Source organism: Mycoplasma sp. AC1221 (assembly GCF_054353815.1).
Window position 1 is genome coordinate 1 of sequence record NZ_JBTHHH010000012.1, and the last position, 18,883, is coordinate 18,883.

Genomic DNA, 18,883 nt, shown 5'->3' on the forward strand with positions numbered 1-18,883 from the left:
TTAATAAACAAAAAGATTAACAGAATTAATTGTTAATCTTTTTGTCCTACTTTAACTTAAGAATATTTTTTTAAATTTCATTAAATCTCCTTTTAATGTTAATATTCTTAATTATATTATTTTTTTATAAAAAACACAGCTGTTTGCTGTATTTTATTGGGATATTATATTATTTTGATAAATTACGTGTGCGAACGATTGTATAAGGCATTAAGGCCATAAATCTGGCTCTTTTAATTGCATTAGCAACCTTTCTTTGGTGTTTTGCACAAGTTCCGGTCATTGATTTTGATTTAATTGATCCAGTTCCAGAAATATATTTGAATAATAATTCAACATTTTTAAAATCTACATAATTAACTTTTTCTTCACAGAAAGCACATACTTTTTTTCTATTTGAGAAGTTCTTTTTACGTTTAATGTATGCCATAAATCTCCTTGGTTTAACTAAAATATATCAATATCATCATTAACATCTGATTCTAAATCACCTAAATCGTGTAATTTTTCTTCAATTGGTTTTTTATTTGGGTACTCTTCAACTACAGGATTTGGTGAAAATGACTGTGATGATATTGGTTCAACTTTTTCCGTTGAATAAGTATTTTTTGGATATGAACTGGTACCAGTAAATGGACTAGTGCCGATAAAATCATCAGAAGAACGATTTTTAGCACGTTCATCAGTAACACGTTTTGATTCTAAGAAGTAAAAAGTATCTAAATGCACATCCAAACTTCTGATTGTTTGATTCGATGTACGTGACTGATAAGAACTTGATTGTAAATTACCTTCTACAGCAATTAAGGTTCCTTTTGGAACTGAATTTTTTAACAAAATTGCTGAATTTGAAAATGCAACAATAGGAATAAAATCAGTTATTTCATTGCGACTTTGGCTTCTGCGTGTTACTGCAAGTGTAAATCTTACTCAAGCAACACCTGATGATGTAGTATTTAATTCAATATTTGTAGTTGTTCTTCCGATTAAAATTACTCTGTTCATAATTACCTTTTACTTATTTATAGATGTTTCAGCTGGTTTACTAACTCTTGGACGTCTTCTAGGTTTTTCACTTTCCTCGTTAACTTTAACTTCTCTTTTTACATATGTTCTTTTTGGTTTAGATTGTTTTACTTCTTTTTTTGGATGCATCCCTCTTTCAGTATCTAAGTTAATTAACAATGTTCTTCAAATATCTTTAATAATATTTGCCCGACGGGTAAATTCTGCAGGTGCTTTGGCATCTGCCTCTACATGTGCTAAAACATATTGTGCATGTTTTGATTTATTGATTTCATATGCTAATTCGTGTCTTTCTAGTTTTTCAGCTTTTTTTATACCCTTGCCGAAAACTTCTGAAAGCAATTCAAAAGCAACTTTTACATCCGCTTTTGGATTCACGATCATCATAATTTCGTATTTAAACATTTTTCTCCTTATGGTCTTTACTGGGCTAAATTTGCCAAGGAGTATCTAATATAATACTCATTATTAATTTTATCATTTTCTTGTGTTTTGTTACTATAATATAAATTAAATTTATAGACAGGTTGCTTTATACTTTATATTCTTATAATCCTGTATCAAAGGGATAAAAGTTCTGTAATTTAGTGTTATTTGTAAATTTAAATTTTACTCAAATAAAAAATTTACAAATAATTGTCATTAAAATATTAAATTATAATATTTATTATTGCATAAATCAACAAAAATTTATAGAAAGTGATTATATAAATTTCTATAAATTTTTAAATTTTTCTTGCAAAATATTGTATTATTATTGAATATGAAAAATTTAGTAATAGTCGAATCCCCTAATAAAGTTCAAACCATCCAAAAATATTTGGGTGATGAATATAAAGTAGTTGCTTCAGTTGGACATTTTTTGAAAATGAAAACCGAAGGTATTTATGGACTTGGAATTGATTTTGAAAATTGAGAACCAAAATATTCATTAGATTCAACTAAGAAAAAGGTAGTAAAAGATATTAATGAGTTAGTTAAACAAGCAGAACATATTTATATTGCAACTGACCCAGACCGCGAAGGAGAAGCAATCGGAAGTCATTTGATTTCCTATTTTAAACTTGAAAACAAATATTCAAGAATAAAATATAATGAAATTACCAAGGATGCTATAAAACATGCGATTCAAAAACCAAACTCACTTGATAATGATTTAGTTGCTGCACAAAAATCACGTCGTATGCTTGATCGCATTATCGGTTTTAGAGTAACTAATTTAATTAAAAATAAGTTTAAAAATTCTCCCGGCACACCTACTGCAGGACGTGTGCAGTCAATTGCTCTAAAATTAGTTGTAGACCGTGAACGAGAAATACAAGCTTTTATCCCTGAAAAATACTATAAATTAAATGCAAAACTTGTTAATAATGAAGTTTTAGCAAATTATTTCAATCCAAAAAATGATTCAGAACATCGTGATTGAATTTATCCGAGTCAAATTGATCAATATAAAGCTGATATTGAAAAAACTAAGAAAATTTTAACGGTTACTGATATTAATGTTTCCAAACGTAAAATCGGTGCTATTACCCCACTAAAACAATCTGTTTTATATAAAAAGAGTCCGTTTAGTGCTGCAACAACCCAGGCTATTGTGCAAAGATTATATGAAGGTTTTGGTGACGGTGGATTAATTTCTTATCCAAGAACCGATTCAACCCGTATGTCTGCTTCATTTGTATCAAATGCACAAAGTTATATAACTACAAAATGAAGCAAAGACTATGTAGCTAGTGAAATAAAAGGATTTAGTGGTGACCAAGATGCTCATGAAGCGATTCGACCAACTGATGTATCTATGACACCGCAACTACTAAAACAAACATATCCTAATATCAGTGAATCGGAGTTAAGAATTTATAAATTAATTTACGAAACCACCTTGCAGGCACTAATAAAACAACCAATTCGTGAATCAAAAGCATATACATTTGATAACAACGGATATCAATTTCGACAAACTTATTCAAAAGTTATTTTCGATGGATATTATGTAGTTTCTGGTTATGAAAATGACAACAAAGATCCAAATTATAAACTTCATCAGCAAGTAGATGTTGAAAGTTTTAATTTTGAAGATCATGAAACTAAGCCTGCTCCGAGATATAATGATGGTAGTTTAATTGAAATGCTTGATATTATCAAAGTTGGGCGACCTTCAACATTTGCTTCAACTGTTAATATTATTAAAGATCGTGGATTTGTTGAAACAAATTCAACACAACTTATCCCGACTGATTTTGGAATGAAAGTCAATGATACATTAATTAAAGCTTTTCCAGATATTTTTAACGAAAAATACACCGCAGCAGTTGAAGAAGATCTTGATAAGGTAGCCGAATCACAACTAAACAAGAATCAATTAATGCAATCTTTTTGAGATAATTTTCAAAAAGAAATTGTTAAAGCAGAGGGTAAAATTGATGTTGTGCAATTTAAATTAGAAGAACTAAAACGTCCTTGTCCACTTTGCAGCGGAACCTTGCTGATTCGTAATAATAAAAAAGGTCAAAAATTCATCGGTTGCAAAAACTTCCCTAAATGCAAACATGCAGAAAGTTGCACCGATGAATGTAATCCTATCGAACAATCACAGTAATGTGATTTTTTTATCCCGGGACCAAAGGGATAAAAAAAACTAACTTTCGTTAGTTTATGCTTTATTGTTTGAACCAAATTCATAAATTTTATCACGAACTGTTTGACACATTGCATCATAACCTGGTTTGTATAATTTACGTGGATCAAAGTTTTTACCTTTTAAATCTTCTCCAGATATGATGAATTCACGAATTGCTTTATGATTTGCTTGTTGTAGTTCGGTATTAACATTAATTTTAGTTACACCTAAAGAAATAGCTTTTTTAATTTGTTCACTTGGAATTCCACTGCCTCCATGTAATACAATTCCTATTCCTGCTGCTGATGAAATTTTAGTTAAAGTTTCAAAACTAAGTGATTTTCAGTTTGCTGGATATGGTCCGTGAATATTTCCGATTCCGGCTGCTAAGACATCGATTCCAAGTGATGCCATCTTACGAGCTTGTTCAGGATCAGCGAATTCACCGTTTCCTACAATCCCATCTTCTTCACCCCCGATGGTTCCTACTTCAGCTTCAAATGACATATTTTTTTCTTTTGCTAATTCAACTAATTCCTTGGTTTTTGAGTAGTTTTCTTCAAAATCAAGATGCGATCCATCAAACATTAATGAAGTGTATGCTTCGGTAGCAATTGCTTTTTTTGCTCCTTCAAATGTTCCATGATCTAAATGTAATGCGACTGGAACACTAATATTTAAATCCTGAACCAATCCTAACATCATCCCTGAAACAACATTAAATCCACCCATATATTTAATTGCTCCTTCAGAAGTTGCAATAATCACTGGTGATTTTTCAGCCTCAGCTGTTAAAAGCACAGCTTTTGCTCATTCAAGGTTGTTAATATTTATATGTGGAATCGCATATTTTCCTTCTTTTGCTTTATGTAGCATTTCCTTTGCATTTACTAATGGCATAATTCTCCTTAATTTGCAGCTCTTCAGCTACCATCTATGTTTCTGTGAAATCTTTTATCTACTGTTAACAAACGATAAAGCTCACCCATTTTGGTTTCACGAACTTTTTCATAAGGTAAATTAGGTTCACCTTTAACAAATCTAAAGTATCAGTTATCCTTTAATTCTTTTTCAACTGCATCAAAAAGTTCTGCGAATGTGAATGAATAAAGTGGATTAGAGTTAACTTTTTCAATCGCTACTTCTAACATTGTAGTATTTTTCATAATTTCTCCTTTTTTATTTTATATATTTATTTGTTTTTTTTAAATATTTAATCACTTTGATTATAACAAAATATGGAATCAATTACATTTGCTCAGGTGCATTTACACCCATTAAATCTAAAGCAATTTTCATTACAATTCTTATTGATTCAATCATTGCTGCATATGATTCTTCTTGCTCATTTGTTTGAATATATGTTTGTTCATAAAAACTGTTAAATAATTTTACCAAATTAAGCAAATATTGACTTAATAAATTTACTTTTGATGTCACAGAAATCGTTTTAATTAAATCTGAAAATAAATCAAGTGTTATAATGATTTTTTTAGCCTTATCAGTAAATTTGGCAGTGTTATTTAAATGTGGTTTTTTAATCTTCTTAAGTAACGAAACAATGCGTGAATAAGTGTATTGGACTAAAAATACAGGGTTATTTGTATCATTTGAATTAGCATAATCTATATCAAAATCAAATTTATTTGATATTTCTCTAGTTAGCATCATAAAACGAATTGCATCAGATGAACTTACATCTAAAAGGTCTGCTAAAGTAACTGATGTCCCTGCTCTTTTAGACATTTTAAATTCACTACCATCTTTTATCAATCTAACTAGTTGAATAATTAGTACTTCTAGATTTTTTGGATTATATCCTAAACACTGAAAAGCGATTTTCATCCGAGCAACATAACCAGAATGATCTGCACCTCAGATGTTTATTAAACGACTTGCTTTTTTTATTTTAGTCAAATGATATGCAATATCAGGTAATAAATAAGTATTACTTGCATCAGATTTAATTAATACACGATCTTTATCATCACCAAAATCACTGGTTTTTAAAAATAATGCACCATCTTTTAAATATGTATATGGAGCTAATTTTTCCAATACTGGTTTAATCATATCTTGCTCATATAGAGAATTTTCAGATGTAAAAGTATCAATATGAATGTTAAGTTTTGCTAAATCATCTTTTATTTTATTCAACAATATCTCAACAGCAAGGTTTTCAAGTTCACTACGTTTATTTGTATTAAGATCCAAAAAGTAATCATTATAACTTTCTTTAACCTGCTGTGCTACTCATATGATATCATTACCTTGATAGCATTCATCTGACATTTTAAGATTTTTACCAAACAATGCTGCATAACGCACATATAATGAATTAACTAAGATGTTAATTTGATTTCCGGCATCATTTATATAATATTCAGATTCGACATTATATCCAATATGCCTTAAAACATTAATTAAAGTACTTCCGAAAACCGCACCACGCACATGACCAACATGCAAAAAACCTGTCGGATTAGCAGAGATATATTCTACATTTATCTTTTGTCCTTCTACTTGATTTTTTGCATACAAAGATTTTTGCTCTAAGATATTCGATATTATATAAATAAAAGCAGAATCATTTAAAACAATATTTAAAAAACCTGGCGGAGCTATATCAACTTGATAAATAAATTTAAATGAATTTGCTAACTTTTCAACGAGACATTCTGCTATTTTCATTGGATTTATTTTTTTATATGCTTTTAAAACAAATGCTAAATTAGTTGATAAATCATATCTTTTTGCAACCGAACTTGTTTTTACAGGTAAATTAGGTTCACCTAAGATAAAATTTAAATCATCTGCATTAAAATCTACATCAAAATAATGTGATTCTTGTAGTTTTTTAACAATATTAATTAATTCTGCTTTTATAAGTTGTGTTAATGTCATTTATTTTCCTTTATATATTTAAATTTTAACAAATAAAATTATTTTTATATGGATTTGGTAAAATATTTAGATATTAGAAATTATTGATGTTATGAATTCTGTATGAATAATGTTGCTTATATAATTAAAAAAGATTTTTATATTATCTAAAGACTCTAATGACTGTGTACACCTTAATAAAAATGGTTCTGCAAAATTTCCATATTATTTATATTTTCTTTTTGTGCTATATACTAGGTAAATATGTTATTTTAAGAATATTAACTTAATTTATTATTATATATTATTAAAACTTATTTATCTATATGATAGGTATAAAAATTTTTATACATTTTTATAAACAAGTTATCTAGTTAAGCAAAAATCAAAAAATATAATAAATAAATAACAGAATTTATTTTATATATATAATATTAAAACACTGTTTTATTAAAAGGAGAATGATGAGAAAACATACCATAGTTTTAATTAACGGAAAAAGAAGAAGTGGAAAAGGATTGCTAACACAAGCATTATCTAAAAAGTTAGCTAAAAAATTTGATAACAATGTACATATTTTATCCTTTGCAGAACCTATAAAAAGTATTACTAAACCGATTTTAGATGAAATAAAATGAGATGGAATAAATAAAGAAATTGTACGTCCGTTATGAATTGCAATGGGTGAAGTAGGTCGAAACATCGATAGCAACATCTGATGCGCACGTGTCTTCGATAAAATAAAAACAACTGTGAAACAATCAATTAAGGGCAGCAAAAGCACCTTATTTATAATAGATGATTTGCGCTTTCCAAACGAATTAGACTTCTTTAAAAAGAATGTTAAGGATTTAGAAGCAACTTTGAAAAAAAGTGATGACGAATGTCGTGTGATATCAATTCGAATTGAAAAGTTTATGGATGCTAATAAGTTTGTGGTGGGTGTTGATGATAATTCAACAGAAACAAGTTTTGATAAATTGGTAAATATATGTTTTGACCATATTGTCCCACAAAACACTATGATTAATGAAGAATGGGAAGCAGATTTTAAAGGAGTAGAAATTTCAGCAAATACTATTGTGAAAAATTTCTTTAAATAAATGGCAAGAAAATATTTTAACAAACAACATTATATTATCGATAAGGAAAATAGGGTAATTAAGTTGCTACCCGAATTTTATTCAGAATTAAAAACTTTTGATAAATTCAGAGGGTATAAAAAGATTGGAGGAAGCAGTGTTGGTGATATTTTAATTGAAAATAAATATAAATCACAATTTAATGCTTTCTGTCATATCACAAGACTTAAATTACCTGTATTAAGTAAAAAATACATTAATGCCGGAACTATTTTAGAACCTAAAATCTTTGATCTTTTAAGAGCAAAATCACCAAATTTGTATATAGAAAACTATGAAGCAAAAAACTTCAATTATGATTATTTTGCAGGTGTTGATGATGTTTTAAGTGGTGTTCCAGATGGATATATTCCATCACTAAATAGAATTTTAGAAATTAAAACAGCTGGTGAAAGTAAAAAAGATAAATGAGAAATTGAAGGTGTTGATGCATCATATCGCAAGCAAGCACAATTATATGCATATTTAATGTCTAAAAAGTTAAATAAACCGATAACAACTTATTCAATTATTGCTGCTTTTTTAATCGATGCTCAAGGTGATTATTTAAACCCACAAGCAGTAGATTTAAATAAACGTAAAATCAAATCATATACTTTTAATGTTAATAATGCTGAAGTTGAAGAAGATATTCGATTGGTTAAAGAATGATATTATAAATATACCAGTACCGATACATCTCCACAATTTGATTTTAGTGATGATGCTGATCAACTTGAATATTTAGAATGTGAAAATTATGAACAATATAACCAATTAATTGTAAGATGAAAAGCCATCGGGAAAGCAGATAAGGATTTTTATGATTAAATTAATTGTCGCAGTTGATGAGAAAAACTGCATTGGATATAAAAACCATCTTCCTTGAAATACAAAAAACGAATTAAAAGTTTTTAATAAGATAACTCAAAATAGTGTTTTGGTTTTTGGTGCAAGAACTTTTTTTTCTTTGCCAGATGATTTTGATACATCAAATCGGGAAGTTTGAGTTTTAACCTATTATCAACCTTTTGAGATACCAGAAAACAAAAAATTACTACCACATAGGGTATTCTTTGATTCAGGCACAGCAACTGCTGCGATGCTTAAATGTGATAAGGATATTTTTATTTGTGGTGGAAGATTTTTATATTTAGATTATTGACAAATAACTAAGGAAGTATATGTTTCAGTGATTAATGGTACTTATAAATGTGATACATATTTTGAATACATTGATAAAAGTCAATTGATACCAGAAAATATTATCCATCAAGAAGCAGAATTTACTACATATAAATATGAACATATTGAACCATGAGAGATAAAAAAAAGATACGGTTAGTATCTTTTTTTACTTTCTGACAATTCCGACTATTTCAGTTGTGGTGTCAGCTTTAGAATTATTATAAACTTCGAAGTTTGACATACTTCCCTCATGCAACACAACGACAATAACATCGCTGCGAAGGTTTTGTGATTTAATAAATTCTAAGTCTACACTTGCTAGCTTATCACCAATTTTTACTTTATCACCAACTTTAACTAAGTCTTTAAATCCTTGTCCATTCAATTTAACGGTATCAAGACCAATATGAACTAGCAATTTAACACCCTCATCTGTTGTGATTCCGTATGCATGCTTGGTGTCTGCTACTAAATCAATAGTTCCAGCAGCAGGTGTATAAACATTTCCTTCAGTAGTTGAATCAAATTTAACTACAAAACCATTACCAAGCATCTTTTCAGAAAAGATACCGTCTTTTAAATCTTCTAATGGCAAGATTTTTCCACGAGCAGCAGTATGTAATTCAAGCGATTTAGCCGAAGTGATTATTTTTGGTTGTGACTGTGATGTTGTAGGTGTAACAAATTCTTGTCCTTTATGTTCTGATTCATATTTAGCAATTAATTCTCTTTGCGATTTTATTTTAGCATTAAGTTGCTCAGAAACAGGACCCATAATTGCTTGTGCATGGTTATTTCCTTCAATTTTTACACCAAATGCACCAGCAGCCTTTAGTTTATCAACATCAACTTTACTTGCATCTTTAACATCATATCTAAGTCTAGAAGCACAGTTATTAAAGGCTGTAATATTTTCTAAACCACCATATGCTTCAACCACTGCTAAGGCAGTAGGATCTATTTCGCTTGCTGCTTCATCATTTACTTGAGCATTTTTATTTTGAAAATCTGCTTTTGTAAATAGTTTAGTATTTCCTCCGCGTCCTGGAGTAGCAAGATCGAATTTCTTAATTACAAAGTAGAAGACAAAGTAGTATACTGGTGCATAAGCAGCACCTATAACAAGAGTTCATCAGAAATGAGTTCCTTTTGCTACATTTATCACTCCATAAATAAAGAAGTCTAATAATCCTCCTGAGAATGCTTGTGGAATATGCACACCAGCTAAGTTAGCAAACATAAATGACAATCCAGCCATAAATGCATGGAAACCTCAGAATAGATATGGTGCTAAAAATAAGAAGGTAAATTCGATTGGTTCAGTTACACCTGTAAGCATTGCAGTAAATCCTGCTGGTAGCACTGTTCCTAAGGCAACTTTACGATTTTCTTTTGGAGCAGCCATAATCATAGCTGCAGCAGCTGCAGGAAGTGCTATAATCATAAATCCAAACTTACCATCAGTAAAGCGTCCTATCTTTGTTCCTAATTCATCTGCGACAAAGACAAATAATTGTTTAGATATATGCAAATCAGGTTTACCTGCTTGCTGCAAGGTATAATCAATATTGTTTGGCATCCCAACAAGCGATAATGCAGCAGTTGAATCACCTTGGTATTTATCAGGGTCCTTAGTAATAGCTTTTATTAATGTAGTTAATGTATCACCTGGAATTAATGTAATATTTTCTTTTTGTAATCCTTGTTGTCAGTTAACAAGTGATGTATTTAAATCTCCACCAACACTTGAATATCATAATGGAGCATAGAATACATGGTGTAATCCAAATGGAATTAACGATCTTTCGATGATACCAAAAACAAGTGATTCTATACCATATGGAGCTTTTCCAAGTGCTGTTCCAAAAACATTTAATCCAACTCCAATCCATGGTCAAAAAATTAAGAAGATGATTGCAACAATAAATGCAGCAGGGATTGCAACTATTGAAACAAATCTTTTACCACCAAAGAAAGAAATAACCTGTGGTAGTTGTATGGTGTGAAAACGATTATATAATCATTGAACTAATAATCCAATTGTTATCCCACCAAATACTGAAGTTTGCATTGACTTAATCCCTAAGGTAGTTCCAACTAATTTAACTAAGTTTTGTGGATTACGTCCTGCTCCTTGAAAGAATATTGTATAACCAGTTATTTTTGTTTTTACAGAATCTCGTAATGCACCATTAAATCACTCCTTACCCATATACTTTACTGTATGATCAAAAATAAAGACACTCTGAACAGCAGTGAAGATTAAAAAGGCAATTATCGTAGCAAACACTCCAACTCCTGCTTCATCCGTAAATGCAATCACAAAGGCAGTTGCAAATAACAATGGTAATGCACCAAAAACTGGGTCTCCTAGTTGTTTAACTAAATTACCTATTATATTTGCAGTGCTTCCTTCATCAGCACCAGTTGCAATTGCTGCACCGATTCCTAAAAATAAACCAGCAATAGACATAACGGAGATCGGTAACATAAAAGCACCAGAAATTTTTGATAACACTTTACGAACCTTACCGGATCCAGAGTTATTTAACTTCTTCTTTTGTGTCGACCTCTGAAACATTAATTTAATTGATTTCATTTTTTTCCTTATGTAGTTTTGTTTTCTTATAAATTATAACACATAGCAAATTTATTTAATTTTTTTATAAAAATAAGGAAATAAATCCTTATTAATATGTAATGCCGTATTCTTTTTTTTCATATTGCTTCTTCATTATAGATAACGGAAGCAGGATAATATATAGAATAAAAACATAAATTGGAATTGATATCAGTGATCTAATTACAATTGGTGTCATAAATATTAAATAGTGTTGTGATAATGTGTATTTACGACCTAAGAAGTAGTTAGCAAAACGAATGAATGCAAATGGTCCTCAAATTCAACGGGCTACAACAATTAATGCAACTGTTAAAAAGAATGATAGAACTAAAAAGCCAATTCTATTTTTGCTTTGTGAATCATTTTTAGTTTTTAAATAATAAATAGTTAAGGCTATCATAATAAATATAAATGCAGCAGCAAAAACTAATAAAATTATCCCAGCTGCAAGTGATATTTTTGAAACTCCAAAGGTTTTAGAAATTCTTATTCCTTTAGGATTATTAACTTGTGATAAAAATACAACTAGCAAAATAACAAAAATAACAACCAATGCAATATTCATCACAATCATCGATGTTTGTTTATGTTTTTTAAATAAATCAATAAATCATCCAATCAATATCGTTGCAATAATCGGAACGATGGCATAAACTCAATGATAAAAACCAATTCTTCCTGAAAACAGCAATCCAAAAAAATCAGCCATAAAGGATAATAAAGCACCTTTGAATTTACCTAAAAAATAAGCAAAGAGAATATAAAAAGCAAATTCAAAATCTAAATTGATTATTCTTGCTGCTGTAAAGTTTTTAATTAAAGTTAATGTCAAAAATAATGCAAATAAAATTCCTGAAAATGAAATATCTTGAATTGAAAAACCATATTTTTTGCGTCTGGCATATTTAAACATAAAATGATATTTACCATCTTCAAAAAATAATGAAATTAATAAATATGCTCGATACAATGGTCCTGATAAATATGTATAAAAAGAGATGTTTAATAGTTTTAAAAACCTATTTGTTTGATATTTATCATCCAAATGCTTATAAAGTAGTTTTTTTCAGTAAAATTGCTCATAATACCCAAAAAAGATGCTTAAAATAAACAAAATTACATCAAATAAAAATAAAAAAGCAAGATCTGAGTCTTGCTTGATTTTGATATCAACTAAATTAAGACTCGGAATGATAACGATGCTAAATACTAGCAAACCTATAAATAAGAGTTTAATGAATGTATTGGTAAATCAATACCTTCATAACTTTTTTTCAATCGTTAAAATATTCATGTCAAAATTTTAGCAGAAACTCTTAATTAGCAATACTTTTATTTTCAGTTTTTTTCGGATAAATATATGTTAATTTAGTATCAGCATCTAAACTTGTAAAGCAGTATTTTAATTTATCTAAAATATTTAACTCATTAACTTCGCTAACATGTCCTAATGAAATGGTTTGCTCATCTTCATAAATATATTCTTTTAAGATTTTTGAGTTCATCCGATAGAAATTTTTATAATATAAAGCAACATCCCACATTTTCTCATGGTTATATAAATCAGTTGTCTCAATATTTTCAGTTTTATCCTGTGGTCGCACTTCACCAAAAATAATATCATCACCTATATATAAAATCGGAAGCAAATGCTCAGTTTGCTGCTCAGTAAATTTACTTATAGATTTACTGAGTTTCTCACTCATTTTGTATAACCTAAAAAGTTTGATATTACTGGTTAGTTTAAATTTTTCATCTAGTTTCATTCTTACCTCGTTATATATATAAGAAGATGCATATTTAAGAACTAAAAAAGAACAAAAATAATTTGGATAGTTTGGATAGGATAAAAATATTTTTATATTTTTGTTAAAAAGGTTTATAATATTCCTGCATCGTTAGCTCAGTCGGTAGAGCAGCTGGCTCTTAACCAGCGGGTCGCAGGTTCGAACCCTGTACGATGTACCATTTCATTTTTATGATCAAACCTACTAATACACTTAGTAGGTTTTTGTTCCCCAAAGGATAAAAAATAACACCAAAGGTGTTATTTATTGAATAAATTATATGTATCAACTCGAAACAAAGCTTTTTTAAGTTTCGTTTCTAATAAAGCTAAATCAACTGTATCTTTATTACTTTTAATCGCCTCAGTTAATGATGCAGCATCCTTTTTAGCTCGTTCTATATCGATTTTTTTAACATCAATAATATCATCGGTGATAATATTGATTTTATGTTGGTCTGCATAAACTATTCCACCACCAATATAATATGTTAAAGTATCAGATTTAGATGTTTCAATCTTCAAGGTTCCAATTTCGATACTTGAAAACAATGGAGATCGGTTTGGTTGCAATCCAATGTAACCTTTAGGTGTTTTTAAGGTAACAATATATACTTTACCTTCATAAACAATTCCATTTGGTGCAGTAATTTTAAGATATGATGTATTAGCCATTATTCTTTTGGTATCTTTCGATTACATCTTCAATGCTTCCTGCATATCTAAAGATATCTTCAGGATATGAATCATAATCACCATTTAAAATTGCTTTAAAACTGCGTATGGTGTTTGAAAGTGGTACATATTGTCCTTTGATTCCCGAGAACTTTTCAGCGACAGTAAAAGGTTGTGATAAAAAGTTACGGATTCTACGGGCACGTGCAACGATTTTTTTATCTTCTTCAGAAAGTTCACCCATTCCTAAAATTGCAATGATATCTTGTAGTTCTTTGAAGCGTTGTAAAATCGAAATTACACTTTGTGCAACATTATAATGCTCCGCTCCAACTACCAGAGGATCAAGTAATCTTGATGCGGAGTTAAGTGGATCGATAGCAGGATAAATTCCTAAGGATGCAATTCCACGGTCTAAAACAGTTTTAGCATCCAAGTGGGTAAATGTTGTTGCAGGAGCTGGATCAGTTAAATCATCGGCAGGAACATAAACAGCTTGCACTGATGTAATTGATCCACGACGTGTTGAAGTAATCCGTTCTTGTAAAGCACCCATTTCAGTTGCTAAGGTAGGTTGATAACCAACTGCAGAAGGCATACGTCCTAAAAGTGCTGATACTTCTGAACCTGCTTGGGTGAATCTGAAAATGTTATCAATAAACAATAATACATCTTGATTTTGTTTATCACGAAAGTATTCAGCCATTGTTAAACCACTTAGTGCAACACGCATACGAGCTCCAGGGGATTCATTCATTTGCCCAAAGACTAAGGCAGTTTTATCGAGCACACCAGCTGCTTTCATTTCGTGGTATAAATCATTACCTTCACGGGTACGTTCACCGACACCAGCAAACACGGAAAGACCATTATGTTGGGTAGCAATGTTATTGATTAACTCTTGCACTAAAACTGTTTTTCCGACTCCTGCACCACCAAATAAACCTATTTTTCCACCTTTTGCATATGGGATTAATAAGTCAATAACTTTAATCCCGGTTTCTAAAATTTCAGAAGATGTTTTTTGTTCTTCATATGATGGAGAAGGAGCATGAATTGGAGCACGGATTATTTCACCTTCAAGCGGTAACTCATCAATCGGGTTACCTAAAACATCAAAAATACGACCTAAAACAATATTTCCAACCGGAACCGAAATAGGTGCTTTGGTATCAACAACTGTCATTCCACGTTGCAACCCATTTGTGCTACCCATCGCAATGGTTCGAGCAGTATCGTCACCAATATGTTGCGCTACTTCTAATGTATAAACTTGTCCATTATCAGTTGTTATAGTTAAAGCATTAAGAAGTTTTGGAAGTTTTCCTTCACTAAAACGCACATCAACAACAGGTCCTAAAATTTGAACAATTGTTCCATTATGTTGTTTCATATTCTCTCCTTATTAAGTTGCATCAGCACCAGCAACAATCTCGGTAATTTCTTGAGTAATTTTTCCTTGACGTTGTCTGTTGAACTCTAATCTAAGTTCTTTAATTAAATCCTCAGCATTATTGGTTGCATTTTCCATTGCATTTCGACGTGATGCCATTTCTGAAATTTTTGATTCACCTGATAAAGCATATATCATACTTGCAATATACATCGGAACTGAATCGGAAAGCACTTCTTCAGCAGAGGGTTCAAATTCAATAATTTGTGCATTATGTTGTTTTTGAATACTAAAATCTAGTGGAAAAAGTGTTTTTAATCGCGGTTCTTGATTTATATTATTGATAAATTTAGTATAAATTAATTTCACTTGCGAAACTAGTTTTTTACTATATAACTCGAATGCGATTTTAGTGATATCATTGCAAATTTTATATGTAATTTTATCTCCGTTATTAATGTAATATTTAATCATTTGCGCTTTAATTGTCGCAGAATTTATCATACTAAATCCTTTGGTACCAATTACAACAATTTTATCTTGTGGTTTAAGATTTTCATTTAACATTTTATATATATTAGAATTATATGAACCACATAAACCTAAATCACTTGTGATTACAATATATACACTACCATCAATTCCCTCGTTTTTAGGAAAAATTTCATAAAATTGACGAGAACTAACATGTGAAATTAATTCATTGAAAGTATCTTCTAATGTTTCTTTATATGCTTGTATTTGGGTGTATTCATTGCGCAAACGTCTTAATTTGGAAGTTGAAACCAATTCCATCGCATTGGTAATTTTTTGAGTATTAGAAACTACTGAAATGCGATTTTTTAAGCTATTTAAACTCGGCATTATGCAACCTTATATTTTGATGGCATTTCTTTATACATACGACTATCATAGTTCGGAATAGTCGCAATGATACCTTCAATGATGCTTGCTAATTTTTTAGCAATTACTTGATAATCTGTTTCTGAAATTTTTCCACTTGCAGTGATGTTTTTAAATACTTGCATTCCATCGGTATCATTAGTAACTCAATTAATTACTTGATCACGGTATTCATGCATATAATCAAGAGGAAGCGGGTTGATAAGACGTTCTTTAACACCTAACAAAATAATCGCTTGGGTTTGTTGTTGAATAGGAAAGTATTGTTCTTGCTTCAAAAGTTGATATACCTTTGCTCCATGATCCAAAATAGTTTTAGTTGAATCATCTAAATCTGAACCAAATTGTGCAAAAGCTTGCATTTCATTGTATTGTGCAAGTTCTAATTTTAATGAACCTACAACTTGCTTTGTTGCCTTAGTTTGTGCTGCAGAACCTACCCGCGAAACACTAAAACCGATGTCAACTGCTGGACGCTGTCCGGCATTAAATAAACTTTCTTTGGTAAAAATTTGTCCGTCTGTAATTGAAATTACATTAGTAGGTATATAAGCACTAATATCACCTTGTTGTGTTTCAATAATTGGCAATGCAGTAATTGAACCACCACCATATTCAGAATTTAAACGAGCAGCACGTTCAAGTAGTTGTGAGTGTAGATAGAAAACATCACCGGGATAAGCTTCACGACCAGGCGGACGTCTTAAAAGTAATGATAAGGTACGATATGCAATGGCATGTTTTGATAAATCATCGTAAATAATTAAAACATCTTGTCCTTTACTCATTCATTCTTCAGCAATTGTAACTCCTGTATATGGAGCAATATATTGTTGTGGCGCAAGTTCTGAAGCACCTGCAACCACAATTGTGGTATATTCAAGTGCCTGTGAATCAGAAAGTTTTTGAACTATTTGAGCAACGGTAGAATTTTTTTGTCCAATTGCAACATAAACACATTTAACATTTTTACCTTTTTGATTAATAATAGTATCAATTGCAATGGCTGTTTTTCCGGTTTGACGATCTCCAATAATTAACTCACGTTGTCCTTTACCAATTGGTATCATTGTATCGATTGCTAAAATACCTGTTTCAAGTGGTTGATTAACTTCTTGCCGTGACATTACACCTGATGCTCTTTTAAAAATTTCTGAACGGTGAGTTCCAGCGATCTTACCTTTTCCATCAATTGGATTTCCTAAAGCATCGACTACACGACCCAAAAGAGCATCTCCTACTTCAACAGAGATAACTTTTCCGGTACGTTCAACATAATCACCTTCAGAAACTGAGTTAGCATTACCAAATAGTGCTACCCCGACGGTTTCTTCTTCTAAGTTTAATGCTAAACCATAGACACTTTTGTTAAAAATAACTATCTCGCTATTTTTAACCTTATCTAATCCGGTGACAACAGCAATTCCATCACCTACTGAAATTACACGTCCTATTTCAGAATAATCTACTTTAGATCCCATATTTTGAATGCGATCTTTAATAATTGCTGAAATATCATCTAATTTAATTGCCATTTACACCTCCTTTTCGTATTTTATAAGTTCATGTTTTAGTTTTTCTAAGTTGTTTTTGATATTCATTTCAACTGTTTCACTACGTGACACAATTTTTATCCCTGCAATTAAAGATGGATCAACATGATTGATCATCTCAATGGTACGACGAGTTTTATTTTGAATTTTGGTTTTTATTTTTTCAAGTTGCTCATTTGTTAGTGGAAAAGCTGAAATAACATCAATAAAACGAATTCTTAATTCACGGTTTGAAAGTTTTAAATATTCGATAATGATTTTACGAATATATTTGGCAACCTTTCGCATTATTATAACTTTTAAAGCATTAATAATAATTCAATCAAAGTCCTTGAATGCTAAATCAACAGTTTTCAAACGTTCTTCTTCAGGAACAAACTCATCTTTAAAGAAATCAACAAACTCAGGATGTTTGCTAAAAATTTCTTTGACTGCTTCAAATTGGGTATGTAATTGTCGAAATTTATCTGCTTCATGAACTAAATCAAATATAGCTACAGAATAAGCTTGAATGTTCTTTTTAATTTGCATTATAAGTCTTCAACATCTTTATCTGTATTTAAAAATTGATTTACAATTTCATCTTGTGTTTGTTGACTAATTTCACGTCTAAGAATCTTTTGCGAAAGGTCTGTAGCTACTTCAACAATGTATTTTTTAGCATTTTGTTGAAATTCTTTTTGTTGTGCATTGATATCCAAAGCAGTTTCAGATAAAAGCCTTTTTGCTTCGGTTTGTGCTTTTATGATATAAAATTCAGCAACTTTTTCAGCTTTTATTTTAGCATTTGTAATGATGTTATCTGCTTGTGTGTGGGCATTTTTAAGATTTTCATTTGCTTTATTAAGAGCTAAAATACTTGCTTCTTTTTGTCTTACAGATTCATCGATATTGTTTTGAACAAAATCTCTGCGTGCTTTCATCATTTTTTTAATGGGTTTATAAAAGAAAATTCAGAGAATAATAGCAACAATTATAAATGCAATAATAGTTGCAATCATAATTGGGATGCTAGGAAATAATCCTTCAAATTTTCCTGCTACAGCTTGTCCTACATCTGAACTTGACTCAAACTTTACTGCTGCAGCAACTGATGTAGTAATCATTTT

At 30.2% G+C, this 18,883-nt stretch carries 19 protein-coding genes and 1 tRNA gene; 5 read left to right on the forward strand and 15 right to left on the reverse strand.

Annotation, left to right across the window (positions count from 1 at the left end; genetic code table 4):
- Positions 1-169 precede the first annotated feature (169 nt).
- From rpsR to rpsF, 3 genes are read right to left on the reverse strand one after another with little or no spacing between them, the layout of a single operon-like run.
- Positions 170-430, reverse strand: coding sequence for a 30S ribosomal protein S18 (rpsR, locus tag ACXYRK_RS02620; RefSeq protein ID WP_458597513.1), 261 nt, complete (start codon positions 428-430; stop codon positions 170-172).
- A 17-nt stretch (positions 431-447) separates the two neighbouring features.
- Positions 448-1,005, reverse strand: coding sequence for a single-stranded DNA-binding protein (locus ACXYRK_RS02625; protein ID WP_458617941.1), 558 nt, complete (start codon positions 1,003-1,005; stop codon positions 448-450).
- A 9-nt stretch (positions 1,006-1,014) separates the two neighbouring features.
- On the reverse strand, positions 1,015-1,431 hold the full coding sequence (gene rpsF, locus ACXYRK_RS02630; RefSeq protein ID WP_458617943.1) for a 30S ribosomal protein S6: 417 nt from the start codon (positions 1,429-1,431) through the stop codon (positions 1,015-1,017).
- Positions 1,432-1,789: 358 nt separating this feature from the next.
- Between rpsF and topA the strand changes: the two genes are divergently transcribed.
- Entirely contained in the window at positions 1,790-3,628 is a 1,839-nt protein-coding gene (gene topA / locus ACXYRK_RS02635) for a type I DNA topoisomerase (RefSeq protein WP_458617945.1), read from the forward strand.
- Between the two features lie 54 nt (positions 3,629-3,682).
- On the opposite strand, the gene fba is transcribed toward topA, so the two are convergent.
- The 3 genes from fba to argS form a co-directional block, all read right to left on the reverse strand.
- Positions 3,683-4,549: a class II fructose-1,6-bisphosphate aldolase gene (gene fba / locus ACXYRK_RS02640; RefSeq protein WP_458617947.1), complete on the reverse strand. Its 867-nt coding sequence runs from the start codon at positions 4,547-4,549 to the stop codon at positions 3,683-3,685.
- Positions 4,550-4,557: 8 nt separating this feature from the next.
- On the reverse strand, positions 4,558-4,815 hold the full coding sequence (gene rpoE, locus ACXYRK_RS02645) for a DNA-directed RNA polymerase subunit delta (protein WP_435129364.1): 258 nt from the start codon (positions 4,813-4,815) through the stop codon (positions 4,558-4,560).
- Positions 4,816-4,897: 82 nt separating this feature from the next.
- Positions 4,898-6,553 (reverse strand): arginine--tRNA ligase, encoded by a 1,656-nt coding sequence (gene argS / locus ACXYRK_RS02650; RefSeq protein ID WP_458607553.1) that lies wholly within the window; start codon positions 6,551-6,553, stop codon positions 4,898-4,900.
- A 443-nt stretch (positions 6,554-6,996) separates the two neighbouring features.
- On the opposite strand from argS, the gene ACXYRK_RS02655 reads away from it, so the two are divergent.
- From ACXYRK_RS02655 to ACXYRK_RS02665, 3 genes are read left to right on the forward strand one after another with little or no spacing between them, the layout of a single operon-like run.
- A complete protein-coding gene (locus ACXYRK_RS02655; RefSeq protein ID WP_458617949.1) occupies positions 6,997-7,635 on the forward strand; it encodes a hypothetical protein in 639 nt (212 codons plus the stop codon).
- Positions 7,636-8,484, forward strand: a complete 849-nt coding sequence (locus ACXYRK_RS02660; protein ID WP_458617951.1) for an MAGa7180 family putative nuclease — start codon at positions 7,636-7,638, stop codon at positions 8,482-8,484.
- A complete protein-coding gene (locus tag ACXYRK_RS02665) occupies positions 8,477-8,998 on the forward strand; it encodes a dihydrofolate reductase (protein ID WP_458617953.1) in 522 nt (173 codons plus the stop codon). The genes ACXYRK_RS02660 and ACXYRK_RS02665 overlap by 8 nt, the downstream gene beginning before the upstream one ends.
- Before the next feature lie 9 nt (positions 8,999-9,007).
- Here ACXYRK_RS02665 and ACXYRK_RS02670 read toward each other — a convergent pair whose 3' ends face one another.
- The 3 genes from ACXYRK_RS02670 to ACXYRK_RS02680 form a co-directional block, all read right to left on the reverse strand.
- Entirely contained in the window at positions 9,008-11,440 is a 2,433-nt protein-coding gene (locus ACXYRK_RS02670) for a PTS transporter subunit IIABC (RefSeq protein ID WP_458617955.1), read from the reverse strand.
- Positions 11,441-11,531: 91 nt separating this feature from the next.
- A complete protein-coding gene (locus ACXYRK_RS02675; protein WP_458597523.1) occupies positions 11,532-12,758 on the reverse strand; it encodes a hypothetical protein in 1,227 nt (408 codons plus the stop codon).
- Positions 12,759-12,780: 22 nt separating this feature from the next.
- Positions 12,781-13,230 carry a hypothetical protein gene (locus tag ACXYRK_RS02680; RefSeq protein ID WP_458617957.1) on the reverse strand — a complete coding sequence of 150 codons (450 nt, stop codon included), beginning with the start codon at positions 13,228-13,230 and terminating at the stop codon, positions 12,781-12,783.
- Positions 13,231-13,356: 126 nt separating this feature from the next.
- On the opposite strand from ACXYRK_RS02680, the gene ACXYRK_RS02685 reads away from it, so the two are divergent.
- Positions 13,357-13,432, forward strand: a tRNA-Lys gene (locus ACXYRK_RS02685).
- A gap of 79 nt (positions 13,433-13,511) precedes the next feature.
- Here ACXYRK_RS02685 and atpC read toward each other — a convergent pair.
- The 6 genes from atpC to atpF are packed head-to-tail and all read right to left on the reverse strand — an operon-like array spanning position 13,512 to position 18,880.
- Positions 13,512-13,925: an ATP synthase F1 subunit epsilon gene (gene atpC, locus ACXYRK_RS02690; protein WP_435129342.1), complete on the reverse strand. Its 414-nt coding sequence runs from the start codon at positions 13,923-13,925 to the stop codon at positions 13,512-13,514.
- Positions 13,918-15,318, reverse strand: a complete 1,401-nt coding sequence (atpD, locus tag ACXYRK_RS02695) for a F0F1 ATP synthase subunit beta (protein WP_458597525.1) — start codon at positions 15,316-15,318, stop codon at positions 13,918-13,920. Before atpD ends, atpC begins: the two co-directional genes overlap by 8 nt.
- Before the next feature lie 12 nt (positions 15,319-15,330).
- Complete coding sequence (gene atpG / locus ACXYRK_RS02700; protein ID WP_458607561.1) at positions 15,331-16,182, reverse strand: ATP synthase F1 subunit gamma; 852 nt, start codon at positions 16,180-16,182, stop codon at positions 15,331-15,333.
- Positions 16,182-17,756, reverse strand: a complete 1,575-nt coding sequence (atpA, locus tag ACXYRK_RS02705) for a F0F1 ATP synthase subunit alpha (protein ID WP_458617959.1) — start codon at positions 17,754-17,756, stop codon at positions 16,182-16,184. Before atpA ends, atpG begins: the two co-directional genes overlap by 1 nt.
- On the reverse strand, positions 17,757-18,305 hold the full coding sequence (atpH, locus tag ACXYRK_RS02710) for an ATP synthase F1 subunit delta (RefSeq protein WP_458617961.1): 549 nt from the start codon (positions 18,303-18,305) through the stop codon (positions 17,757-17,759).
- The gene (gene atpF, locus ACXYRK_RS02715; protein ID WP_458617963.1) at positions 18,305-18,880 is read right to left on the reverse strand and encodes a F0F1 ATP synthase subunit B; all 576 of its coding nucleotides are present in this window, start codon (positions 18,878-18,880) and stop codon (positions 18,305-18,307) included. Before atpF ends, atpH begins: the two co-directional genes overlap by 1 nt.
- Positions 18,881-18,883 lie beyond the last annotated feature (3 nt).